At 69.8% G+C, this 21,939-nt stretch carries 22 protein-coding genes; 3 read left to right on the plus strand and 19 right to left on the minus strand.

What is annotated here, in order from left to right:
• Positions 1–6: 6 nt before the first annotated feature.
• The gene (locus tag PSV23_RS09265; RefSeq protein WP_300468132.1) at positions 7–1,056 is read left to right on the plus strand and encodes a macro domain-containing protein; all 1,050 of its coding nucleotides are present in this window, start codon (positions 7–9) and stop codon (positions 1,054–1,056) included.
• A gap of 372 nt (positions 1,057–1,428) precedes the next feature.
• Here the strand turns inward: PSV23_RS09265 and PSV23_RS09270 are convergent, their stop codons facing one another.
• The 12 genes from PSV23_RS09270 to PSV23_RS09325 all read right to left on the minus strand — a co-directional run bounded on the left by PSV23_RS09270 (position 1,429) and on the right by PSV23_RS09325 (position 11,451).
• The gene (locus PSV23_RS09270; protein ID WP_300468134.1) at positions 1,429–1,854 is read right to left on the minus strand and encodes an AlpA family transcriptional regulator; all 426 of its coding nucleotides are present in this window, start codon (positions 1,852–1,854) and stop codon (positions 1,429–1,431) included.
• A 192-nt stretch (positions 1,855–2,046) separates the two neighbouring features.
• Positions 2,047–2,328, minus strand: a complete 282-nt coding sequence (locus PSV23_RS09275) for a hypothetical protein (RefSeq protein ID WP_300468135.1) — start codon at positions 2,326–2,328, stop codon at positions 2,047–2,049.
• Positions 2,325–2,930 carry a lytic transglycosylase domain-containing protein gene (locus tag PSV23_RS09280; protein ID WP_300468137.1) on the minus strand — a complete coding sequence of 202 codons (606 nt, stop codon included), beginning with the start codon at positions 2,928–2,930 and terminating at the stop codon, positions 2,325–2,327. Before PSV23_RS09280 ends, PSV23_RS09275 begins: the two co-directional genes overlap by 4 nt.
• Positions 2,924–3,433, minus strand: coding sequence for a S26 family signal peptidase (locus PSV23_RS09285; protein WP_300468139.1), 510 nt, complete (start codon positions 3,431–3,433; stop codon positions 2,924–2,926). The genes PSV23_RS09280 and PSV23_RS09285 overlap by 7 nt, the downstream gene beginning before the upstream one ends.
• Entirely contained in the window at positions 3,430–4,599 is a 1,170-nt protein-coding gene (locus PSV23_RS09290) for a TrbI/VirB10 family protein (protein ID WP_300468141.1), read from the minus strand. Before PSV23_RS09290 ends, PSV23_RS09285 begins: the two co-directional genes overlap by 4 nt.
• Positions 4,596–5,648, minus strand: coding sequence for a TrbG/VirB9 family P-type conjugative transfer protein (locus tag PSV23_RS09295; protein WP_300468143.1), 1,053 nt, complete (start codon positions 5,646–5,648; stop codon positions 4,596–4,598). The genes PSV23_RS09290 and PSV23_RS09295 overlap by 4 nt, the downstream gene beginning before the upstream one ends.
• On the minus strand, positions 5,627–6,310 hold the full coding sequence (gene trbF, locus PSV23_RS09300) for a conjugal transfer protein TrbF (protein ID WP_300468145.1): 684 nt from the start codon (positions 6,308–6,310) through the stop codon (positions 5,627–5,629). The genes PSV23_RS09295 and trbF overlap by 22 nt, the downstream gene beginning before the upstream one ends.
• 1 nt (position 6,311) lies before the next feature.
• Positions 6,312–7,727 carry a P-type conjugative transfer protein TrbL gene (gene trbL, locus PSV23_RS09305; RefSeq protein WP_300468147.1) on the minus strand — a complete coding sequence of 472 codons (1,416 nt, stop codon included), beginning with the start codon at positions 7,725–7,727 and terminating at the stop codon, positions 6,312–6,314.
• Positions 7,728–7,739: 12 nt separating this feature from the next.
• Positions 7,740–8,360 (minus strand): conjugal transfer protein TrbJ, encoded by a 621-nt coding sequence (locus tag PSV23_RS09310; RefSeq protein ID WP_300468149.1) that lies wholly within the window; start codon positions 8,358–8,360, stop codon positions 7,740–7,742.
• Positions 8,290–10,860: a conjugal transfer protein TrbE gene (gene trbE, locus PSV23_RS09315; RefSeq protein ID WP_300468151.1), complete on the minus strand. Its 2,571-nt coding sequence runs from the start codon at positions 10,858–10,860 to the stop codon at positions 8,290–8,292. The genes PSV23_RS09310 and trbE overlap by 71 nt, the downstream gene beginning before the upstream one ends.
• A 7-nt stretch (positions 10,861–10,867) precedes the next feature.
• On the minus strand, positions 10,868–11,131 hold the full coding sequence (locus PSV23_RS09320; RefSeq protein WP_300468153.1) for a VirB3 family type IV secretion system protein: 264 nt from the start codon (positions 11,129–11,131) through the stop codon (positions 10,868–10,870).
• Positions 11,131–11,451: a TrbC/VirB2 family protein gene (locus PSV23_RS09325; RefSeq protein ID WP_300468155.1), complete on the minus strand. Its 321-nt coding sequence runs from the start codon at positions 11,449–11,451 to the stop codon at positions 11,131–11,133. Before PSV23_RS09325 ends, PSV23_RS09320 begins: the two co-directional genes overlap by 1 nt.
• 372 nt (positions 11,452–11,823) lie before the next feature.
• Here PSV23_RS09325 and PSV23_RS09330 point away from each other — a divergent pair, with 372 nt between their 5' ends.
• Positions 11,824–12,201 carry a helix-turn-helix transcriptional regulator gene (locus PSV23_RS09330; RefSeq protein WP_300468157.1) on the plus strand — a complete coding sequence of 126 codons (378 nt, stop codon included), beginning with the start codon at positions 11,824–11,826 and terminating at the stop codon, positions 12,199–12,201.
• Positions 12,201–13,430, plus strand: a complete 1,230-nt coding sequence (locus PSV23_RS09335) for a type II toxin-antitoxin system HipA family toxin (protein ID WP_300468159.1) — start codon at positions 12,201–12,203, stop codon at positions 13,428–13,430. Before PSV23_RS09330 ends, PSV23_RS09335 begins: the two co-directional genes overlap by 1 nt.
• A 35-nt stretch (positions 13,431–13,465) precedes the next feature.
• Here the strand turns inward: PSV23_RS09335 and trbB are convergent, their stop codons facing one another.
• The 7 genes from trbB to PSV23_RS09370 all read right to left on the minus strand — a co-directional run bounded on the left by trbB (position 13,466) and on the right by PSV23_RS09370 (position 21,872).
• Positions 13,466–14,419, minus strand: a complete 954-nt coding sequence (gene trbB, locus PSV23_RS09340) for a P-type conjugative transfer ATPase TrbB (protein WP_300468161.1) — start codon at positions 14,417–14,419, stop codon at positions 13,466–13,468.
• On the minus strand, positions 14,419–14,859 hold the full coding sequence (locus PSV23_RS09345; protein WP_300468163.1) for a hypothetical protein: 441 nt from the start codon (positions 14,857–14,859) through the stop codon (positions 14,419–14,421). The genes trbB and PSV23_RS09345 overlap by 1 nt, the downstream gene beginning before the upstream one ends.
• Positions 14,846–15,607, minus strand: coding sequence for a type IV secretory system conjugative DNA transfer family protein (locus PSV23_RS09350; RefSeq protein ID WP_300468165.1), 762 nt, complete (start codon positions 15,605–15,607; stop codon positions 14,846–14,848). The genes PSV23_RS09345 and PSV23_RS09350 overlap by 14 nt, the downstream gene beginning before the upstream one ends.
• A 457-nt stretch (positions 15,608–16,064) precedes the next feature.
• The gene (locus PSV23_RS09355; RefSeq protein ID WP_300468167.1) at positions 16,065–16,541 is read right to left on the minus strand and encodes a GcrA family cell cycle regulator; all 477 of its coding nucleotides are present in this window, start codon (positions 16,539–16,541) and stop codon (positions 16,065–16,067) included.
• Positions 16,542–16,666: 125 nt separating this feature from the next.
• Entirely contained in the window at positions 16,667–17,086 is a 420-nt protein-coding gene (locus PSV23_RS09360) for a single-stranded DNA-binding protein (RefSeq protein WP_300468169.1), read from the minus strand.
• 34 nt (positions 17,087–17,120) lie between these two features.
• Complete coding sequence (locus tag PSV23_RS09365; protein WP_300468171.1) at positions 17,121–17,486, minus strand: hypothetical protein; 366 nt, start codon at positions 17,484–17,486, stop codon at positions 17,121–17,123.
• 123 nt (positions 17,487–17,609) lie between these two features.
• Complete coding sequence (locus tag PSV23_RS09370) at positions 17,610–21,872, minus strand: strawberry notch-like NTP hydrolase domain-containing protein (protein WP_300468172.1); 4,263 nt, start codon at positions 21,870–21,872, stop codon at positions 17,610–17,612.
• Positions 21,873–21,939: the final 67 nt, after the last annotated feature.

A 21,939-nucleotide genomic window follows, 5' to 3' on the forward strand; every position in this document is an offset into this window, starting at 1 on the left:
GGCCCGATGATCACTCTCACCACTGGCGACATCCTGAAGTCCGAGGCGGAAGCCCTGGTCAACACGGTCAACTGCGTTGGCATCATGGGCCGGGGCATCGCCCTGCAATTCAAGAACGCCTTCCAGGACAACTGGGAAGCTTACGCCCGGGCCTGTGAAGCCAAGGAGGTCCAGCCCGGCCGGATGTTCGTCTACGAACGGCACCGTCTCGACAACCCGCGCTTCATCATCAATTTCCCCACCAAGCGCCACTGGCGCGGCAAGAGTCGGATCGAGGATATCGACGCCGGCCTTATCGACCTCGTCCGCGTTATCCGCGAGCGCAAGATCCAGTCCATCGCGATCCCGCCGCTGGGTAGCGGTCTGGGCGGACTGAACTGGTCGGATGTGCGTCCGCGCATCGAAAGGGCGCTGGCCGACCTCACGGATGTCCACGTCCTGATCTACGAACCGGGCGGCGCCCCGACCGCGCAGGAAATGGTTTCGTCCAAAACTGTCCCGACGATGACGAACGGTCGCGCCGCCCTGGTCGTTCTGATGGACCGTTATCTCAGCGGGCTTCTGGATCCTTTCGTCACCCTGCTGGAAGTCCACAAACTGATGTACTTCATGCAGGAAGCCGGCGAGCCTCTCCGACTGGATTACGCCAAGGCACCCTACGGTCCTTATGCCCAGAACCTTCGTCATGTGCTGAGGACCGTCGAAGGTCATCTGATCTCCGGATACGCTGACGGCGGGGATGCGCCGACCAAGCAGATCGAGATCGTTCCCGGAGCGGTCGCCGATGCCGAGGCCCGCCTCACGGACGCCGCCGACACTCGCAGCCGCTTCGATCGCGTAGCGGATCTGGTCGCCGGTTTCGAGACCCCGTTCGGACTGGAGCTACTGGCCACGGTTCACTGGGTCGCCACGCGGGGCGGATCGAGCACCGCGGACGAAGCCGCCGCCGAAACCTATCGATGGAATGATCGCAAGCGCCAGTTCAGCCGGCAGCAGATCGCGCTCGCGTTCGACAGGCTTGACCAGAAGGGCTGGCTTCACGCGCACGCGGCCTGATGGTCCGAGTCCCGGCAGGACGAGCATCGGAAGCCGCATATGTGCGGCCTTATCTGCCTTCAGACCGGCTTTATCGGCTGAAGGGCGAGGTTCGCCGCCTCTTTCTGGATCGACGTGCCGCGCGTTGATCGTGCCTTAGGGACTGCCAGTCGTCGAGCCGAGACAGGACGCAGTCGAGCATCTCGATAACCCGCCTGAGGCACCTGGTAGGTTTCTCTTAGTCCGCCAGGTCACGGTCAAATGTCCGTACAACTCTCTTAATGTGCCAAAATGTCCGCCCGGGTCACTTAAGCGAATAGGCTGAAGCGCAATCCGCAGGAGGGCGTCAGACACCAGCGCAGCCTTCCTCCAAGCCGCGGAGCCTGTCCCGGCCTAGAACCCGAAATCGATCTGATCCGCCGACGTCTGCCGTTTTCGCCGTCGGGGCTGGGTCGCCGGTGCAGCAGCGTTGGATGGCTCCTGTACGGTTGCAGCCGCCGGGATCGGCGTCTGTCGGGCCGTCTGGGGGCGCGGCGATCGCGCGGTCTGGATCAGCTTCGGCTCCCGGGGCCGGGCCAACGGCCTGGGGTGCGGAAGCCCGCGGACGGTCCGGGTCGCCTTCCAGGCCGTGAGTTCACTCTCCCACCAGCCGACCCGGTTGGGCGAGATGCGCACCGGTTCCGGAAAATCCCCAACCTGCTGCAGCCGCCACGCCGTCGAGCGACTGAGGCCGGTGACGTCCCGGACCCGGTCCCACGGAAGCAGCCGGTCCTGCGGCCCGCCCGTCTGCACGGGTTCGGCCTCGGGCTCGAAGGTCATGACGCACCTCCGGTCATGCGATCCGCGGCGGCTTCGAAGACCTCGCAAAGCACGCGGGCGTCGATCGCGGCGTCAACGCAATCACGCGCCCCCCATTGTCTCGCCACAGCCTTGACCGCGAAGCTGGCGGACGGGTCGGCCAAGAGACCCGCGACCGTCGGTACAGGCGGGGCCACTGCTCTGATCGGGCGCTCAGCCATGACGCCTGCCTCTCGCCGCCGGCGGCGCGGCGGTGCGGAGTTCGGACATCTGCGACATCGCCCAGGCCCGCAGCAGGCCCCGCGGATAGTAGGGCTTGGCCCGAATGTGGCGGCAGGGCGGCCCGTCGCCGCCGGCCGACCACAGCCGCGCCAGGGTGGCGGGCTTCATCCGGATGCCGAACGGAGCCAGAAACGCCGAAGCCTCGGCCCGCGTCAGCAGATCCTCTTCGCCGGCCGAAGGGGCCTCAAGCCCGGTCTCCATCGGTTCGATCATCGTCCCGCTCCGCGTGGACGACACTGCCTGGAATTGGTCACGCCCTGGCCCGCCGTCAGCGCAAGGTAGCAGTCCACGACCGTCGCAACATAAAACTGGGTTTCGGCTATGTCGGGTATGCGCCCCAGCCGGGCGACCCGCGCCGGCCCCGCATTGTAAGCCGCCAGGGCCAGCCTCAGGTCGCCGAACCGGCGGATCTGCCGCGCGAGATAGTCAGCCCCTCCCCTCAGGTTCTCGACGGGGTCGAAGCGGTTCTCAACCCCCAGCTCCGCTGCCGTGCCCGGCATAAGCTGGGTCAGGCCGCCCGCCCCGGCCGGGGATCGCGCGTCGGCCCGATAAGCGCTTTCCGTCACGACCAGGGCGTGGAGAAGCTTCGGATCTATCCCGTGGGCCAGGGCGGCGGCATCGATCGCCGCCTGAAACGGCTGATTCAGGCTCTCCAGGCGCGGGATCTCCTCGCGGTCCAGAGGTTCCGCCGCCGCCGGTTCGACGACCGGCCTCCCGAACAGATCCCCGCCAGCCCGGCTCCAGTCCGCCTGCTGAGCGGAGGCCGGGGTCGCGACCGCCAGAGCGGCGGCCGCCATCCAGATCAGTTTCACCATGTCAGCAGCTCCCGATAGACGCCGGTCACCTGACTGAGGTGGACCGGCCCGAAATAGCGGCTGTCGAAACTCGACGGCGTATCGCCGAGCAGGAACAGCTCCTGTGGCCCCAATCGCCGACATCCCCGCCACGCGGGCAGAATGACCCCGCGCCGATCCCGCTCATGAACCACGACGGTTCGCCGGGGCGTGACGAGCCGATCCTCCTGCCGGCAGACCGTATCGCCGCCCGCCGCGGCGACACGCTTGATCAGGAGCACGTCCGGCGGCATCCGGAGCGCCGCCAGATAGGGGCGCGCCGCCGCCGGCTGGGGAATGGCCACGACCCCGCCCGGTTCAGGTTCGGCGGCCGCCCGTCTCAGATAGACGCCCCGTGGCAGACTCGGACTCTCGTTGACCAGAGCCAGGGCCGGGGTCCGGTCGGCGACCGAGGCCGCGCTCGCCAGAAGCCCGAGGGCGGCCATTATCCCCCAGAATCCGACCGATTTCAGTGACGGGGTCATGGACGATATGGCTCCAGGATCAGGTCGCGCGTGATCAGGACCCGGACAGGCGCCCCGGCCCTCAGCCGGATCGAGGGCCGGACCTCCAGTTCGCGATCCACCAGCCGCCCCCCGACCCGGGAGCCTTCGATCGCCGCCGCGTCGCCGGCGTCGCCCAGCAGCCCGCCCGAGCCGCCGCGGTCGTCGTCCCGGGCGATCTGGCCCAGGGTCGTGATGGCGCCGGCGAACAGCGTCCCGACGAGGAGCGGCAGCAGCCGTCGATCGACCTGGCCCCGAACGCCCACCGCCCCCTGGGCGTCGACCCCCGGCTCGCCGGACAGCACGAGACTCTTGCCATTGGGCAGGATCAGCCGTTCCCAGGTCAGGAAGGCCCGGCGGTCCCCGTAGGCGCTCTCGCCCTCGGACGTGCCGATCAGCCGCGTGCCCTGCGGCAACAGCAGGTGGCGGCCGCTCACGGAGTCATAGACATTCTGGGTGACCGTCGCGATCACCGGCCCCGCGCGCGATGTGTCCACGGCCGTCAGGAGCGCCGCCGGCACGATCGCCCCGGCCTTCAGCTCGAACGGCGAGAGCGGCGCGACCAGCGTATGTCCGTTGTAGATCGCGCCGTAGTCCGGGTTGACGGCGGGCGACCGCTCCCCGCCCGAAGGGGACGCCGGCGCCTCGGCGCCCGCCGCTCGGGGCCTGGCGTCCTCGAAGAACAGCCCCGACCGCGCCGCCTGTTCGCGAGGGCTGGGTCCGACGACCCGCGACGCCGATGTCGGGCGGTAGGCGGGCGCATAGCCGCCGGAGGCCCCCGTCGGCGGCGGCGCCCTCATGTCCGCCGCCGTTTCCGGATCGCTCTTCCCTATGCGGGGCTCCGGAAGGCGGTCGTAGCTGGCCGGCTGGTCGGTGACCGCCTCGGAGGGCCGGACCACGCCGCGCGCCTGATCGTCGCGCGCCTCGGCCTGCCGGGCGCGGGCGCTGGCGCGCAGGTCCGGCTGGACCACGAAGGCCCAGGCGAGGGATCCCGAGACAAGCACCGCGCCGCCGATGACGATGGCCTGCACGACAGATTTCCGCAGCCGCACGGCTTGGGGACGCGGCGCCCGGGTGCTGAGGCCCGGCGCCGGCTCCTTCGCCGATGGCGCGGATCCGGTCGAGGAACGGGGGTCGAGATCAGTCATCGGCGTGCTCCGGCCAGACGATGGATACGGACGATCTGCCGACGCCGGTCGCCGAGCCGGAGCTCGGCCCGGTCGAACACGCGGTCGACGACGTACAAGCCGCCGACCTGCCGGTAGTTGACCATCTGCGCCTCGCCGTCGGGCGCGATGACGAAAAGAACCGGCGCCTCGTCCACCTGCAGGTCGGGATCAAAGGTGATGAAGGTGCGCAGGCCGTCGTTGAACACCGAGGTCGGGGTCCAGCGTGGACGGCGGCCTTGAGGATCGATCCGGTAGCGGGCGTCGAGAGCCCCCTGCGGCATCGCCACAGGCTCCGTGACCGGGACCGTGGCGGACTCCACCACATCGCCCGGAACCTGCCCGGCCACGAGCGCATCCGCATCCCAGGTGACGGCGGCGTTGAAAGCGTCCGCCGCACCGCTTTTCAGATCAATGAGATAGACCCGTCGGTTCGTCGTCAGCACGAGGTTGGTCTCAAGGCCTCGTTCGAGGGGCTTGAGCAGCACATGAGTCCGCCGGCTCGCGCCCGCGCCGGATACCGCCTCGCCGATCTGCCAGCGCACGGTGTCGCCGGCCGCCTTGGTGACCAGGGTCTCGCCCGGGGCCAGGGTCAGGGTGGTTACGCGCAAGGGAGCGGTCCAGACCTCGAACACCCGTCCAGGCGACCAGGCGAACACCTGGACGCCGCCGACGAACCCGTCCTCCCGGGACGGCGCCCGGGCCGCCACATTGGCCGCCGCGATGGCGCGCCGACCGGTGGCGACGGTGGAGGGGTCCGGCCCGTCTGTCGTCTCCGCCGCTACCTCCGCCGCCAGGGGCGCAGGCGCGGCTTCGTAGGGCCGTTCCGACCCCGAGCGGTCCTGGGAGACCTCGCCGACCGGCAGGGCGGGCTCAGGTTCGACAAACGCCGCCGACGCTGCGCCATCCGCAGCGACCGGAACGGTCATGGCCATCGGGGAGACCGGGTGGACCGGGCCATCGCGCCAGAGCGCGCAGCCGGACAGCGACAGGCCCAGGGCAGCCAGGATCAGGAGGCGTCGGGCGTCCATGATACATCCTCGATTTTCAGTCCAAGGGGGTTCTTCATCAGCTCGGCCTCCGTGCGGGGCGGCTGGATCGTGGTGGTGATCAGGGCTCGCCAGCGTTCGGTCCCGGCGGACTGGCCGTTGACGAAGCGGGTCTCTCGCCATTGCAGATCGAACGTCCGGTCCGTCCGGCGGACCACGTTCAGGATCTCGACATTGACCGCCTCGCGCCCGACCTCGGCGAACGGGTCGTGGGTCTGGGCCCAGGCGTTGAGGAAGGACGCCGCCTTCGGCGTCATCAGGTCATAGGCCCGTAGCCAGTTCTGGCGGATGACGATGGGGTCGATCGACTTGGAACGGACATCGCGAATCCAGCCGGCCAGGGCATGACCGATCTGGGCCTCGTTCGGTTCATAGCGCCCGCCGATGGCGGTGATCCTCTGGGTCTCGCCCCAGTCGGACACCTCGACCACGAAGGGCTTGACCACGGCCCGGTCCGCCTGGACCCACCAGCCGGCGCCCAGGAAGGCGGCCAACGCCAGATTGGCCAGGGCGATGCGGCGCCAGTTGCGGGCGTGGGCCAGGGACAGCCCCATGCGGTCGTCCCAGACCTGGCCGGCCCGCTGGTAGGGCGTGGAGTCCGGCGCGGAAGCCATGGCCCGTCTGGGCCGGAAGAAGGGGTGCATTTCAGGACTCCTCGGTCTTGAGGTTGGGAGACAGGACGCCGCTGGTCTCGCCGGAGGGCAGCAGGCCCCGACCGGCGTTGGCGACGAAGAAGGCCTGCAGGGCGGCGGACCGGGCGGGCGGGCTCGCTCCCGTTGCTGGTCGCGACGCGGCGCGATGGAAGTCTGTCCGGGCGCCCTGGGCCTCGGCGGCGATCTTGCCCGGCGACCGCCCCGGCGAGCCCGGGACGACGCCCTCCTGGCCCGACGGCGAGGTTGAGTTCGTAGCTGTTCCGTCCGCCACTTCGGCGCCGGACGTGGCCTGGGGCCGCCGGGCCGGAGCGGGTTCACTGACGCCGGCTGCTCCGGAAGGCGGCCGTGCGGTCATGGCTCCGCCTGAAGGGCGGCGGGGTCCGCCCGGCGGCGGGTTGTCGTTGGATGGCTTGGGCGACGATCCGGGGCCCGGGTCATTCGTCGGCGCGGTCGGACGTCCCGACCCCGCCCCCGCGGCCGCACGAGCCGGTCCGGCCAGCCGCGCCGCGGCTCCGCCGGCCATCGCGCCGGCGCCGGCGACGCCCGCACCGGCCAGGGCGCCTGCCCCGCCGATCGCGAGCGCTCCGGTGAGCGCCGCGCCTGCCCCCAGTGCTGGTCCCCCCGTCACCAGGGCCGAGGCCAGGTTGGGAATGAACAGCGCCAGCATGGCCAGCAGGATGGCCGCGACCAGGATGGTCAGGGCCTCGTAGATGTCCGGATTGGCCGAGGGCTGCAACTGGTCGAAGATCGTCCGCGCGCCGGAGACCACGATGGCCAGGGCCAGGACCTTGAGCCCGGATGAGACCACGTAACCCAGCGGCCGTTCGGCCAGGAAGGCGGACTTGTTCCAGATTCCGAACGGCAGCAGCACGAAGCCGCCCAGGGTGACGATCTTGAACTCCAGCAGGGAGACGATGATCTGCAGGGCCAGCACCGCGAAGGCCAGCATGATGCCGATCATGGCCAGCCCCAGGATCAGGGCGTCGGCCATGTTGCCGACGATGTCGAGCGGGTTGTCCACCGGCGCCGGGGTCTCGCCCAGCGCCTTCACGATTTCCCAGCCCTGGGCCAGGATCGCGCCCGGATTGAGAAATTCCTCGCGGCTCAACGACCCGCCGCCCGCGGTCAATCCCAGTTCCAGGAAGCCGGCGTAGATCGTCTCGGACAGTCGTTGCCAGTCGTTGATCAGCCAGGCGAAGGCGCCGATCAGCAGCACCTTGCCGAAGCCGGAGGCCAGGACCTCCCGGTTCGGCGACAGGGCCCACTGGATGCCGGTCAGGGCGACGACGAGGGCGATCAGCAGGCCGAACACGCCGTTGACCGAGCCCTGAAGGGCGTCGAACCCCGCCGAGACCGTGTCGGAGAACACGACCATCAGCTCGTTGGGGGTTTCCACTCCGACCGTCATCGCGAGTCTCCCTCAGTCCCGCGCGTGGGACAGCGGATCGAACCGGGGCGCCGAGGGGGACCGGGCCTGACCGCTCCAGCGTCGTTGCCGGGCGGCGTCTCCCGAAGCGCGGTCCGCCGCATCCCGGGCGGTCGCCTCGGCCAACAGGCGGGACTGGGCCAACATGATGGTGCGCAACGCCGCGAGGTCCTCGGCCAGCACCGCCAACATCTGGTTGGACGACTGGACCGCTGCGGTCTGGCCGGTCGCCGCCTGACTGGCGGAGAGCGCTCCGGCCAGGCGCTGATCCCGCCCGCGCCCCAGGCGTTCCAGTTCGGCCGCCGTGCGGGCCACGTCCTCGGCCGTGCGCCGGGCGTTGGCCGTCCGGGCCTGGGCCTGTTCCAGCAGGCTGAGCATATCGGAGCCGGACAGATCGTCAGGATAAAGGTTCCGGAATTGCTGCTCCAGGCCGCTGACCGAGCTGGCGACGCCCCGGGCGGTCCGGGCCAGTTCGGCCATGTCGCTCAGCGACTGGCTGGACTGCGTCAGATGGCTGTAGGGCGAGGCCGCCAGACTGCGCGCCTCATTGGCCAGGCTCTCCAGCTGTCGGGCCGCCTGCAGCGCGTTCTCGATGTGATTGCGCGGGTCGAACACGACCTGCTGGGCCGGGACCGGCGTCGCGGCCAGGAGGCTGGCCGCGACCAGGCCGGCCGCGGCGAACCGCAGCGGCCGGGTCGGCCGCCAGCGGGGCGACAAAGGCGTCGAAGACGGAATCCACATTTTGCACTCCCTTGGCTTTGAGGAAATCCCGGGCGAAGTCGGCGTCACCCGATCGCTCAAGGATGGTGTCGATCAGGGTCTGGTCCTCCGGCGCGCTTGAACCGCACAGGGCCAGGGCCACGCCGGTCAGGCGCAGGTCGAACAGCCGTCGGCCGCGCGGCTGGCGCCAATAGTAGGCGCGCTTGGGCGTGGCGAAGGCGATCAGCTCCAGCTGGCGCCGGTTGAGACCGAAACCCCGGTAGAGTTCGGCCGAGGCCGGCTCGAGCGCGCGGGGATTCGGCAGGAAGACCTGGGTCGGGCAGCTCTCGATCAGACTGGCCGCGATCGAGGAGGCCGCGACGTCATCGAGGCTCTGGGTGGCGAACACCACGCAGACCCGTTTCTTGCGCAGCGTCTTCAACCACTCCCGGATGCGGGCCGCGAACGCCGTCTCGCCAAGGAACAGCCACGCTTCGTCCAGCACCAGCAAGGTCGGCCGGCCGTCGAAACCTCGTTCCAGGTCGTGGAACAGCGCCGAGAGCACCGGAGCCACCGCCGAGGGCGTTCCCATCAGGGTCTCCAGTTCGAAGGTGTCGAACCGGGTCGGCTCAAGCGCCTCCCCCACCCCATCCAGCAGCGCCCCGTGCGGTCCCTTCAGGGTCAGGGGCTCCAGGGCGGCGGCCACGGCCTTGTCCTGGACCAGGGCGCAGAACACCGTCAGCGTCCGTTGCGCGACCGGCGCGTCCGACAGGGCCGAGAGCGCGACCCAGATCTCTTCGCGCACCCGGGGGACGGGCTCGAGGCCTGCCAGCCGCACCGTCTCGGCGATCCATTCCGAGGCCCAGGCCCGCTCATCCTCCCGGTCGATGCGGGCCAGCGGCTGCAGCGAGAACCGGGCCCCCGGCTCCATCGCCCGCCAGCGACCGCCCGCCGCCAGGGTCGCCGCCCGGGCGGAGCGACCCCTGTCGAAGAAGACCACGCGAGCGTCCGGATAGCGGAACCATTGCAGCGCCAGAAAGGAGAGAAGCGCGCTCTTGCCCGACCCGGTCGGCCCGACGACCATGGCATGGCCGACGTCGCCGACATGAAGGACCAGCCGGAACGGCGTCGCCCCGGTCGTGCGGGCCGTCGCCAGCGGCGGCCCATCGAGGCAGGCGTCCCCGGCGGGTCCGGCCCAGACGGCCGACACCGGCAGCACGTCGGCGAGATTGAGGGTCGAGACCAGGGGGCGCCGGACATCGGCGTATGGCTCGCCCGGCAGGGATCCCAGCCAGGCCTCGACCGCGTTCAGGTCCTCGATCCGGGCCACCAATCCCTGGGCATTCAGCGCCGCCTCGATCGCCCGGGCCTTGGCCGCCGCGCCCTCCTCGGTCGCGTCCAGCACCGTGACGGTCAGGGTCAGGTAGCCGAAGGCGCAGGACTCGGCGCCCAGGGCGGCCAGGGCGCCGTCGCACTCTTCGGTCTTGGAGGCCGCGTCCGTGTCGAGGAGCGGGACCTCCTCCTTGGTGATGGCCTCGCGCAGCAGGACGCCGACGCCCTTGCGTTTGGCGAACCAGCGCTTCCGCAGCTTGACGATCTCGCGTTCGGCCTCGGGCTTGTCGAGCCCGATCCAGCGCGCGGCCCATCGGTATTCGAACGGCAAGGCGCCCAGCGCGTCCAGGAGACCGGGGCGGGTCGCGGACGGCAGACCGCGCACCGACACGACCTTGAGCGATCGGTCGCCGAGACGGGGCGCGACCCCGCCTGTCAGATCCGCGTCGGCCAGCCACGCGTCGAGGAACATCGGCGTCTCGGGCGGCCGGACTGCGACCGGCCGGGGCGAAACGCTGTCATGCAGCCAGGTCAGGAGGTCAGCATCATCGAGCCGGGCGATCTCGGGCAGCGCGTCCGAGAGCAGGTCCAGGGTGGTGTCGGCCTCCCGGCCGAAGGCCGCGAGCGACAGCCGCCAGTCATGGCCGCCCCTGGCCAGGCCGTCGAACAGCCACCGCTCCATGCGCCGGGTCTCGTCGGCCGGCGGAAGCCAGGTCAGGGCCAGCCGGAAGTCCGTCTCAAAGGCCGGATCGGCCGTCTCGAACCGGCTCCGACGCTCGGCGTCCAGCAGCCAGGCGACATCCAGGTCGAAGGCGCTCTCCGGATAGGCCGTCGCCGGACGGCGACGCGCCTCCATATGCAGGCACCATCCCGAGCCGAGGCGCTTGAGGGCGTTGTTCAGCCGGGCGCGCACAGCCATCAGCTCGTCCTCGGTCGAGGACTCCAGATCCGGGCCGCGAAACCGGAACGCGGCGAGGAAGGAGCCGTCCTTGTTCAGGACCACGCCGGGGGCGACCAGGGCGGCCCAGGGCAGATGGTCCGCCAGGGCGGCGGGACGCTTACGATGTTCGTCGAGAAATCGCATCGCGCCCTCACCCGTCCAGGTGTCCGGGCAGAGCCAGATGCCGGCGCAGCACGTCGAAGAAGCGACGGTCGGAGCGCGCCGCCCACAGGCCGATCGCATGGGCGACCGCCCACCACAGCAGGCCCAGCCACCAGATGCGCAGCGCCAGGCCAAGGACCAGGGCGATCGTGCCCATGGCGATGGCGTAGTCGCGGGGCATCCCGGCCATCAGGACCGGCTCGGCCAGAGCCTGGGCGACCGGCAGCTCCCAACCGTCCGGACGCGGATCCATCACCCGATCTCCGCGCCGCCGGCGAAGCCGAAGAAGTCCAGGAAGAAGGTCGAGGCGGCGAAGGCGATGGACAGGCCGAACATGATGCCCAGGCCGCGCCGCATCGAGGAGCCGTTCTCGCTCATGGCGATGCCGGCTCCGAAGACCACCACCGCCACCACCGCCGCGGCCTGGACCACCGGTCCGGTGATCGACTGGACCACCTGCTGCAGGGGCCCTTCCCACGGCATGCCGGAACCTCCGGCCAGGGCCGGTCCGGCCAGCATCAGGCCGCACGTCATCGCTGCGCCGAACAGGCGGCGCCCAAGTCTCCGTTGCATGATCCGCTTCCTTTTGTTTCAGCGCAGGTCACCGCGCCGCGACTCATTGCAAGCAAACGAGACGAGGGTCTGTCAAATTGTTTTTCTTTTTATTTTCCATGACTTATGGACGACTTCTCAGCAACTTGTCAGCAAGTTTCCGGTGACTTGCGGCGTGTCGTGGCGGATGACCCGTGGTGACGCCTGGCCCGACTTGCGACGACTTTCACCTGCCATCACGGTGAACATCCTGACCGGTCCGCACGCGCCAGCCCGCCGTCATGTGTGTCCGGAGTCCCCGCGCGAGCGCGACCCACGCGATTTTTGATCTGGACTTAAACAATCAGATATGACAAGCAACCTATCTTATTTTGTCATATCTGGGAGGTTAACGTGAGCTCGCCGAAGTCCAGACCGGCCATTGAACGGCTCGGCCGTGATATTCGCGGCGCGCGCCTCCGCAGAGGCATGACTGTAGCCGATCTGGCGATCCGCGCCGGGGCGTCGCCCAGCACCCTGGCGCGCCTTGAGAAGGGCGATGTCGGCGTTGCCCTGGGGACGTTGGCGGACGTGCTGGTGGTTTTGGGACTGATCGAACGGCTGGCTGATCTGATCGACATCCGCAACGACGATCTCGGCCTGGCCCTGGCCGGGGAGCAGACGCCCAAGCGTGGCCGCTCCCAGGGATCCATGCATCGACGCAAACGCGTCGCTGGAGCGGCCTCCAAGGTGGCCGTGGATGTCCTCGATCCGGATGGCGCGGCCTTCTGATGGCGGAGTTCAGCGCACGCGTCGCCCTCGGCGAAAACCTGACCTTCGTCGGCCAACTGCGGTTTACGAGAACGGGGCCGCGGCAGTTCTCGACCTTCACCTATGAGCAGGCGTGGATTGAACACGCGCGTGGGTTCGCCCTGCAACCGGACATGCCGCTCGATGGCGGGCCGGTTCATTCGGCAGGCCAACCCGGACATATGCGCGACGCCCTGGCGGGCGCCTTTTCTGATGCCGCGCCCGATACCTGGGGACGCCGTCTCCTTGAGCGCGCCTATGGCGCTGGTCTCTCGGAGTTCGAATATCTCACCCTCTCCGACGACGCTTGCCGCCAGGGCGCGCTTCGCTTTCTCGATGACCAGAACGAAGTCATTCGCGGGGCGGCCGCGACCGTTCCCCGACTCGTGGACCTGGAAGCGATCACGGCGATCGCGCGCGCCTATGAACAGGGCAAGGATGTCTCGGCCGCGGACTTGCACGCCCTGGCCGGCGCCGGCGGCTCGGGCGGTGCGCGGCCCAAGGCCAACGTGCAGGACGGCGAGACGCTCTGGCTGGCCAAGTTCACATCCGCGCACGACCAGGCTCCGATCGAGCGGGTCGAGGTCGCCACACTCCGGCTCGCGCGACTGTGCGGGATCCGGACGCCGGAGGTCAGGCTCGAACTGGCGGAGAGCGCCTTCCCGGTTGCCCTGATCCAGCGGTTCGACCGGCGGCAAGCGGCCCGTATTCCCTACATCTCGGCGCGCACCGCGCTGCGCAAGACGGGCGCAGAGCTTGGGTCCTATACGGAGATCGCCGATTTTATCCGGATGGCCGGGGCCGATCCGACGGCTGATTTCCGCGAACTCTATCTCCGACTGATCTTCACCATTCTCGTCTCCAACAAGGACGACCATCTCAAGAATCACGGCTTCATCTATGTCGGGGGCCAGCAGTGGCGGCTGTCGCCAGCGTTCGACATCAACCCGGCGCCCGACCGAAATCCGCATCTCGAGACCGCTATCATGGAGGGCGGTCGGCACGACCGATCTGTCCTGCTCGCGCTGGAAGCCTGCGAGTTTTTCGAGATGACCGAGGCCGCGGCCAAGGGCCTGATCCGCGAGACCGCCATCCGCATCCGCGAGGCATGGCGCTATGAGTTTCGCAAGGTCGGCGTCACCGGTCATCAGGCGCGCGATTATGAGTCCGCCTTCGTCCATGACGAGTTAGAGGCAGCCCTCCAACTCTAGCCGTCATCTTCGGTGCGTCAGGAGCCGGAGCGCGCCTAGGCCACCACGGTCACCCGATAGCCCTCTCCCTGCAGACCGTCGAGGGCAAGCACAGCCTCCACCCGCCGCCCCTCCGGGGTGCGGCGGATATGGACGATACGGTCCACGGCCCGGGCGATCGCCCGGCGCGGCGCCTGGGCGGTCACCTCCATCATCAGATCCTCGATCCGGCGCAGCACGTCTTCGGCTGAATTGGCGTGGATCGTCGACAGACCACCGGGGTGGCCCGTGTTCCAGCTCTTCAGGGTTTCGAGCGCGGCGGCGCCGTCGCGCATCTCTCCGACCACGATCCGGTCAGGACGCATCCGAAGCGCATCCCGGACCAGATCGACCACGCCGACGACCGGCGCGCGCCGGGTGAGCACCGCGACCACGTCCCAGGCCGAGCACTGAAGTTCCGGCGTATCCTCGATCAGAAAGACCCGGTCCCCGGCGAAAGCGGGTTCGGCAAGCACCGCATTGGCCAAGGTGGTCTTGCCCGATCCTGTTCCGCCGGAGATGAGGATGTTGCGGCGTTCGGTCGCCGCCTGTCGGAGCGCATCCGCCTGGGCCTGCGTCATCACGCCGTCGCGGACATAGTCGGACAGGCTCCAGATCACAGCCGGTCGCTTGCGGATCGAGAAGGCCGGCGCCGCAACGATCGGCGGCAACAAGCCCTGGAACCGCTCGCCCGTGCCCGGCAGAACGCCCGACAGGCGCGGATTTTCCCGGGTCACGCTTTCGCCGACGTAGTCGGCGATCAGCTTGATGGCGCGTTCGCGCGCCTCGGCCGCCAGGGTCTCGCCGGTATCCCTGCGCCCCTGCCCGCTGCGGTCAAGGACCAGCCGCCCATCCGGATTGGCGAGGATCTCCACCACGGCCGGCTCATCAAGCGCGGCGAGCACCGTCGCGCCCAGGGCGTGGCGCAGCGCCTCCAGCTTGCGCTCCGCGACGATCGGATGGACGGCCATCAGGCGGAGGGATCGAACGAGCGGGGTTCTCCGGCCGCTGTCCCGGTGGCGGTGCGGCCCGCGACGATCCTGGCCGCCGTGGCGTCGAGCAGCCGTTCGATCCGCCGGTCCACGGCCGCCTGCACGGTCGGATCCTGGTCGACGACCGCGTCCGGCAGACGAAGGAAGAAGGCGCGGGCGACCTCGATCAGCAGTTCCTGGACAATCTGCATGTCGCGCGCCGTCGACCTCATGTGATCGCGCAACGACCGCTCCAGCTGCAGAAGTCGGTCCTCGGGATCGGCCTGGGGGCTCTTCTGCAGGCCTCGGGCGATCGCCCGACCGGCCGCCTGGCTCAACGGCATCCGGCCCGCGCGCGCTTCCCGGTTGAGACCCGAGACGATCTTCGGGTCATTGAGATAGACCTGCACCCGGCTGGTCTGGGGGTTAGTCCTGGTCATCGCCCAATCCTTGAAGTTGATCGAGAGCGGCCTGCTGGGCCGCCATCTCCTGCGCCACCCGCCCGTAGATGTCCGCCGCCCGCGCGGCCGCCTTCTTGTCGTCCATGGCCGCGGCCACCTCCTTGAACAGAGGCAGGCTCGCTTGCGCATCCTCGCCGAGGCCACGACGGCCGGCCCAGGGATGTGGACGGCGTCCCGGCGTGTCGATGCGGCCAGCCTGGTCGGGCGCGGACGCCGCCGCCCGACCGCGGAACGGCGCGCGCCGGTCGTATTGAAGCTTGTGCGTGCGCAGCGGACGGCGCCCCGCGACAAAGACGAGCTGGCGGTCATCCGCCAGGGCGCGGATTTCGCCCGGTTCCAGTAGCGGCCGTTCGATCCGGGTTCGGGAGACGGACGAACGCCCGGCGGCCAGGCCGGCAGGCGCGCTGCGGCTGGTGCGCGTCTCCGCCACAGAGCCGGTCAGCTTGGACACCTTCTCCTGCGTCAGCGGGTCGAGCGCCGAAAAGGCGGTGTAGACGGCGCAGTTGTCCAAGATGGTGTTGTGGGGCCCGTAGGTCTCGACGATGTCGTTCTGGAAGTCCTCCAGGGCTGTGTCGGCGATCACGTCCAGCAACTCGGTCATGAGCGCGCGCCCGAGCTGAACCAGGGCGTCCTCCGTCGGATGCGGACGAGGATCGCCGAGCGAGGCGGACAGGTCGTCGAAGGCGGAGTCGGATTTGGCGGAGAAGGGTGAGCTGAAGGCTTGCATCGGGTCATTCCGTTTCTGAAATGTCGAAGCGCCCCATGCGCAACGACCCCGGTTTTGGCCACGGCGGGGTCCCCGGCAGTCACCGGAGCGGCCCGCCCCTTGCGGGTCGCGCAGGGGAACGGCGCAGCCGTTGACTTCCGGGGTGCTGTGACAAAATCGGAGGGCGTTGTGTGGGGGCAAGTCCTCGCCCGTCTTCGGGCGAGGACACAACTCGGCGCCGTCGCGCCGATACGGACGAAAGGACATCACGACCGGTCGCCGGCGACGGCGCGCCGTCGCTCACCTGCAATCCATGCGCCCGATGGAAGCCGGCCACGGCGCCGCCCATGGCCAGAACGCTCCGGCGCGTCGTGCCTCTTCCGCGCCTCCCGGCGCGCGCCGGACACACAGCAACAACGGCGGCCTCGGGTCGAGACCGCCGTGACGGCGCGGTACGGGGATTCAAAAGCGCGGCGTCTCAGGCCAGACCCGCGAGCGCCATCAGGCCTTCGACGTTCTGACCGATGGGGCGATAGCCGATCTCGGCATGCGCGGCGCAGAAGGCGCCTCTCGCGACCGCCCGGCCGCACAGGGCGAAGCCGGGGTCGCCGGGATCGCCATAGGGCCAGCGGCAGTCTTGCCGACGCGCCGACAGGATGGTCGCCGTGCCATGCGAAGGCGCATCCATCGCGCTTCGGTGCAACGGCTCCGGGCGAGGCGCAGGAGAGGCCCTGGCGGGCGGGGGCCGGCGCGCCGCCGGACCGGCAGCGGCCCTGGCGGACCTGAAAGCGGGCGGGCGCCCGGCCGACAACCCCAGGCGATGAACCTTGCCCAGCACAGCGCTTCGCGTGAGACCGTGATCCAGATCGCGCGCGATCTCGGCCGCGCTGCGCCCTTCGATCCAGAGAGTCTTGAGACGACCGACGCGGTCGTCCGTCCAGGCAGAGACGGTCATGGCGGCAACTCCAAAGCCAGCGAGCCCAATCGGCTCGCCCGCGTCCGCCCTCGCTTCGCCCTCCGGATTCCCACGGAAACGGCCCAGCGCTCGCGCGCCGGGCCGCCCCCCTTCTCGCCGTCGGCTCAGAACGGGATGTCGTCGTTCAGATCGTATCCGCTCGCCGGCTCCTGCATCTGCCGGTCGGCGGCGCCGTCGTCCGCCGACGGCCGGTCACGCCGGTTCTTCAGACGAATGTCGCCGACGATCAGACGCAGATCGTAGTGTTCGACCCCGTCCTTGCCGGTCCAGGTGTCGTTCTCGACATGGCCCTGGATCACCACCCGGCTGCCCTTGCGGGCGAAGGCCTCGATATATTTCTCGGCCGTGGCCTCGTTGAAGCAGATGCAGTTGAAGCCGGTGGTGCGTTCGCCCGGCGTGCCATCGGCGCGCCGGAAACGGGTGGTCTCCAGCACGCGGAAGCTCGCGCGCTTCTTGCCCGAGCCCTGAGCCGACAGGATGGACGGGTCGGCGGCCAGATAGCCTTCGAGGGTGAGGGTTTGCATGGTCAGTCTCCTGAGGATGAAATTCGGTTGAGGATCAGGCGGCGGCGCGATCGGTTTCGCGGGCGTCGACGGCTCCGGGGTCGCGGGCCTCGGCCCAGTCGAGGACGGTCAGCCGGTTCACCACCAGTTCCTTGGCGGTGCGTTCGGTCCCGTCCTTGGCGGCGTAGGCCGTGTCGATGAAGGCGCCGACGACGACGGGTTCGCAGCCCTGGGCCAGTCCGCGGGCGATGACCTTCTCGTTGAGCCCCTTCGACCAGCTGACGCAGTTGACCCCGACGAGCCGGTCCTTGCCGGCGCCGTCGACGCCGCGCTTTTCGAGCAGCCGGAACACCGCCTTGGCGAAGTCCGGGCTGATCTGGGGGTCGGCCGCCAACCGGCCGGTGAACACCATGGTCTGCATGTCAGTCTCCTGTTGATCCGAAGCGTCGGAGAGCCGATCTCCCCGATCCCGCTTCACCCGGAACCTCCCTTCCTCCGTCCTCATCCTGCCCGGACGGGGCCTCCGCCCCGCCCGGCGCATATCTCAGGCGGCCGCTCCGTCGAGGACGGTCTGGACGGGATGGCGGCGCAGCACCGCCTCCACCACCTCCGACCGGTCCGTCGGTACGAACACCCGCGGCGTAAAGGCGATGATCTCGACGAAGCACCCGAGCGCGACCAGGGCGTCCCGGTCTGTCCGCCCGCCGACCACCTCGATCCGCCAGCGGTCCATGACCCGCGACCGCTTGAGCCACAGGCCGCCCTCCAGCGAGAGCTGGACGTTGCGATCCAGCACGGTGGCGGCGGTCCTTGCCCCGTCCGACCAGGCTTCGCCGACATCGGTCAGGCCGAGGCTCGCCTTGAGGCTTCGGGCCTGAACCTCGTCCAGCACACGCCCCAGCCAGCGACGGCCGTCCGGCGCCCTGACCCGACGCACCGAACAGCCGCGCGCGGGCAGCCGGCCCCAGATAGGCAGCAGCAGACCGGTCGCGAGCGTGAGCTCGCGCGTCCGCCAGGGGTCGGTTCCCCCGACCTCCTCATCCCAGACGCGACGCCATTCGTCGGTCGCCGCGGGCTTCCAGGCCGATTCCTCGAAAGTCTTTTCCGGCAGGGTCTGACGCCCATCCGGCCGGATCAGGCGAACGGCGGCGACCAGCCGATCCTCGTCCGTGGCGGTGGTCAGGCCCAACTCGGCGACCGCCGCCCGGCCGGATTTGGCGTTGACGACCAGCTGATGGGCGATGTCGGCGGTCCCGGCCAGCGCGTCATGCGAGCGCAGGATGTCACGACGAACCCTGAGCGAGAAGGTCACCAAGGCGGTTTCAGCGCCCGTCGAGACATCGGTCCGGATGGTTTCCTGGCGCAGCACCGCCAGTTCCTCCGCCTCGATGTCTTCAAGTCCGCGGTCCAGATCCGCGGACGCGGCGGCGCGCTCCAGGATGCCCGAGAGTATGCGGTCGAAGTCCTCGAACAGGGCGTTCTGGTCGGCGATCCTCAGCGCCAGCAGGCGGTTGAGGAAGGTGTGGATCGGCGGCAGGTCGTCAGACGGCTTGAGCCCGCCGTCGGCGTCGAGCAGCTTGAGACCCGTCCTGGTCATGAAGGTCTCGAGCGTCATCGCGGCGAGATCACCGAACGCCAGGGCCCCGTAGAAGACCAGCAGGGCCCGGCGCGCCCATGGGCTTTCCAGATTGTCCTCGGCCCGAAACAGGCCCGCCCCGGCCGTTCGGCGCTCGCCGCGCGTGAGCGCGCCGAGCGTGTCCAGCCGGCGGGCGATGGTGGAGGTGAATCGCTTTTCGCCCTGGATGTCCGTCGTGACCGGCCGAAACAGCGGGGCCGAGGCCTGGTGGGTGCGGTGGCTGCGGCCCAGCCCCTGGATGGCGGCGTCAGCCCGCCACCCCGGTTCGACCAGATAGTGGACCCGGCGCTGCTGGTTCGCCGCCGACAGGTCCGCGTGATAGCTGCGTCCGGTGCCTCCGGCGTCGGAGAAGACCAGCACCCGCTTGCGGCCGCTCATGAAGGCGTCCGTCTCGGCGCGGGCCGCCGAGGCGCCGCGCCGTTCCACGATGCGTCGACCGTCACGCACCACCACCCGACGCGACCGCCCCGTGATTTCGGCGATGGCGTCCGTGCCGAACGCTTCCAGCAGGGCGTCGAGCACGCCCGGCACGGCGGGCAGGCAGGCCATCTGTTCGATCAGGGCTTCGCGACGGACGAGGGCCTCCTGGCTGACAGCGGGCCGACCCTCATTCATGACGGGGACCATGATCACATTGCCGTCTCGATCCTCGACGGCCTCCATCAGATGAACGGGGAAGGCCCCGCGCAGATAATCGAGGACGTATTCGCGCGGGGTCAGGTCAATGGAGAGGTTGTTCCATTCCTCCGGCGGGATGGACGAGAGCCGGCGCTCCATCACCGCCTCATTGGTCGACACGATCTGGACGACGGCCGATCGGCCGGAGCCGAGATCGTCGCGGATGGATGCGATCAGGCTCGGCGCCTTCAGCCCCGCGAGCAGATGACCGAAGAAGCGCAATTTGGCGCCCTCGAAAGCGGAATGAGCGGCCGAGGCCGCTTGGCCGCCCTTCGCCTTGCCGGTCTCGTCGTTGACGCCGACGGCCTTCAAGGCCTCGGCGAGATTGGCGTGAATGAGCTGGAAGGCGTCGGCCCAGGCGTCCCAGATCGCAATGTCGTCGGACGTCAGGGGATGGACGAGCGGTTCGTATTCGACGCCCTCGAACGCCAGGCTCCGCGCCACATAGAGGCCGAGCGCCTTGAGTTCGCGCGCCACCAGCTCCATGGCCGCAACCCCGCCCCGATCCATGGCCTCAAGGAAGTCCGCCCGCGACATGAAGGGCGCCTCCGGTCCACCCCAAAGGCCAAGGCGCGCGGCATAGGCGAGGTTCTCGGCCGTGGTGGCGCCGGTCGCCGAGACATAGAGGACCCGCGCATCGGGCAACCGGTTCTGCAGCGCCAGACCGGCCATCCCCTGCAGCGACGCCTTCTTCGTTCCCCGCGCGCCCTTGCCGCCGCCCGCGGCGTTGGCCATGGCATGGGCCTCGTCGAAGGCGATGACGCCGTCGAAATCCGCGCCAAGCCAAGCGATGATCTGGTCGAGGCGGGACTGACGGGCGCCCCGCGCCGGCTGGCGCAGCGTCGCATAGGTCGCGAACAGAACGCCCCGGTCGAGCCGGATGGCGTCCCCCTGCCTCCAGCTCGACAGGGGTACGATGTCGTGCGCGCCGCCGCCGATCGCCGCCCAATCGCGCCGCGCGTCCTCCAGCAGGGCGTCGTTTCGCGACAGCCACACCGCGCGCACCCGGCCCTGGCTCATGTTGTCGGCGATGACGGCGGCGATCTGGCGGCCCTTGCCGCAGCCGGTGCCGTCGCCCAGGAAGAAGCCGCGCCGCAGCTGGACAGCGTCCCCTTGGTCCTCGGACGCGAGCACCATCTGGTGGGGCGCGGTGTCCAGCCGCCACCGTCCCGGCAGATGCACGGCGTGGGCCTCGCCGGCGTAGATGACCATTTCGGTCTGGGCGTCCGAGATCCAGCCCTGGTCGCGCATGGCCGGCGGGAGGACAGGTCGATAGGTCGGCGCCGGCGGCGCCACCGAGGCCATCGGCCCGGACTCGACCAGAAGCGACGGATGCGGTCGGGACTCGGGCAGAACGATCCGCGCCAGGGCGTGGGCCTGGTAAAGCCCGACATCGCGCCCCTCCCCCGTCCAGGCCCGAACCTCATAGGCCAGGGGCGCGGCCCCGCCGAGACAGGCCAGCCGGCCCGAAGGCAGGGCCAGGCCCCGCGCGCGGGGTCCCAGCAGGGCGCCGATCGTCACCGGGAGACGGGTTCGCGGCCTGGCGCCAATCCGCGGCGGAATCGCCCCGACCATCCGCGCCGCGTTCTGCAAATCATCAGCACTCTGGGGCGCCGCGGCGTCCGCGGGGCCTTCAGAGCGGTCGAGCACCAGCAGGCCGGTCTCCACGGAGGCGCCATGTTTGGCGAAAGCGCGCCCCGGGAGGGCGATGCGGCTGACGACGGCGCCGACCTTGCAGAGGCGGCGAAGCAGGGCGGCGTCCGTCAGGGCGTTCAGGGGGACGATCGCGGCCATACGGCCATGGTCGGCCAGGGCTTTCAGCGCCGCCATCAGATGGGGGGCCAGGTCCGAGAACGGCGGATTGCACACCACCACGTCGAAAGCGCCCGAGCCCGTGGACAGGTCATGGATATGGCGTCCGTCGTGGCGCGTCCGGTCCGCGTCCGCAAAGAGCCCGTCGAGGAGGTCGGCCCGACCGGTCGCGAGCTCGTTCAGGCTCAGCAGTCCGCCGCAGGCCTCCGCGACCGCGGCGATGAGTCCCGTTCCGGCCGAGGGCTCCAGGACGCGGTCGCCGGGACGCACCTGGGCGGCCAGGACGGCGAGGGCGGCCAGATGCGGCGGCGTCGAGAACTGATCGAGGGCGACCTGTTCCTCGCTGCGCCGGGACTGGGTCAGCCCGAGCGCCGAGACGGCCGCCAGCAGGGCCGTGATCTCCGCCGGCGCATCTTCCAGACGACCGACCTGGGGCGCGAGACGCCGGATCTGCAGGACCGTCGCCGCCTCGATCGCGTCATAGGCGTTGCGCCAGACCCAGGCGCCCTCGGCGTCGGACCCGCCGAAGACGGTTGTCATGATGGCGGCGACGAGCTTGCGGTCGAGCGGACGGGAGCGCGCCAGATGCGCCGCCAGCGCCCGGGCGGCGGCAAGGATATTGGCGGCGGCGTCGCCGGCGCCCGGATCGGCGAACAGGGACAGGTTGGGGGTCGAGGACATGGCGAAGGCTCCGGTGGCCTGGAGCGGAGGGCGCCTCCCTCTCGGTCCTGCAGGCTCGCCTCGCCCG

Source organism: Brevundimonas sp. (assembly GCF_029946145.1).
Classification (GTDB): Bacteria; Pseudomonadota; Alphaproteobacteria; order Caulobacterales; family Caulobacteraceae; genus Brevundimonas.

Excerpts from the sequence above, each read along its gene's own strand:
- PSV23_RS09265 (WP_300468132.1), top strand. The coding sequence starts at position 7 with ATGATCACTCTCACCACTGGCGACATCCTGAAGTCCGAGGCGGAAGCC.
- PSV23_RS09270 (WP_300468134.1), bottom strand. The coding sequence starts at position 1,854 with ATGACCTTCGAGCCCGAGGCCGAACCCGTGCAGACGGGCGGGCCGCAG.
- PSV23_RS09275 (WP_300468135.1), bottom strand. The coding sequence starts at position 2,328 with ATGATCGAACCGATGGAGACCGGGCTTGAGGCCCCTTCGGCCGGCGAA.
- PSV23_RS09280 (WP_300468137.1), bottom strand. The coding sequence starts at position 2,930 with ATGGTGAAACTGATCTGGATGGCGGCCGCCGCTCTGGCGGTCGCGACC.
- PSV23_RS09285 (WP_300468139.1), bottom strand. The coding sequence starts at position 3,433 with ATGACCCCGTCACTGAAATCGGTCGGATTCTGGGGGATAATGGCCGCC.
- PSV23_RS09290 (WP_300468141.1), bottom strand. The coding sequence starts at position 4,599 with ATGACTGATCTCGACCCCCGTTCCTCGACCGGATCCGCGCCATCGGCG.
- PSV23_RS09295 (WP_300468143.1), bottom strand. The coding sequence starts at position 5,648 with ATGGACGCCCGACGCCTCCTGATCCTGGCTGCCCTGGGCCTGTCGCTG.
- trbF (WP_300468145.1), bottom strand. The coding sequence starts at position 6,310 with ATGCACCCCTTCTTCCGGCCCAGACGGGCCATGGCTTCCGCGCCGGAC.
- trbL (WP_300468147.1), bottom strand. The coding sequence starts at position 7,727 with ATGACGGTCGGAGTGGAAACCCCCAACGAGCTGATGGTCGTGTTCTCC.
- trbE (WP_300468151.1), bottom strand. The coding sequence starts at position 10,860 with ATGCGATTTCTCGACGAACATCGTAAGCGTCCCGCCGCCCTGGCGGAC.
- PSV23_RS09320 (WP_300468153.1), bottom strand. The coding sequence starts at position 11,131 with ATGGATCCGCGTCCGGACGGTTGGGAGCTGCCGGTCGCCCAGGCTCTG.
- PSV23_RS09325 (WP_300468155.1), bottom strand. The coding sequence starts at position 11,451 with ATGCAACGGAGACTTGGGCGCCGCCTGTTCGGCGCAGCGATGACGTGC.
- PSV23_RS09335 (WP_300468159.1), top strand. The coding sequence starts at position 12,201 with ATGGCGGAGTTCAGCGCACGCGTCGCCCTCGGCGAAAACCTGACCTTC.
- trbB (WP_300468161.1), bottom strand. The coding sequence starts at position 14,419 with ATGGCCGTCCATCCGATCGTCGCGGAGCGCAAGCTGGAGGCGCTGCGC.
- PSV23_RS09345 (WP_300468163.1), bottom strand. The coding sequence starts at position 14,859 with ATGACCAGGACTAACCCCCAGACCAGCCGGGTGCAGGTCTATCTCAAT.
- PSV23_RS09350 (WP_300468165.1), bottom strand. The coding sequence starts at position 15,607 with ATGCAAGCCTTCAGCTCACCCTTCTCCGCCAAATCCGACTCCGCCTTC.
- PSV23_RS09355 (WP_300468167.1), bottom strand. The coding sequence starts at position 16,541 with ATGACCGTCTCTGCCTGGACGGACGACCGCGTCGGTCGTCTCAAGACT.
- PSV23_RS09360 (WP_300468169.1), bottom strand. The coding sequence starts at position 17,086 with ATGCAAACCCTCACCCTCGAAGGCTATCTGGCCGCCGACCCGTCCATC.
- PSV23_RS09365 (WP_300468171.1), bottom strand. The coding sequence starts at position 17,486 with ATGCAGACCATGGTGTTCACCGGCCGGTTGGCGGCCGACCCCCAGATC.
- PSV23_RS09370 (WP_300468172.1), bottom strand. The coding sequence starts at position 21,872 with ATGTCCTCGACCCCCAACCTGTCCCTGTTCGCCGATCCGGGCGCCGGC.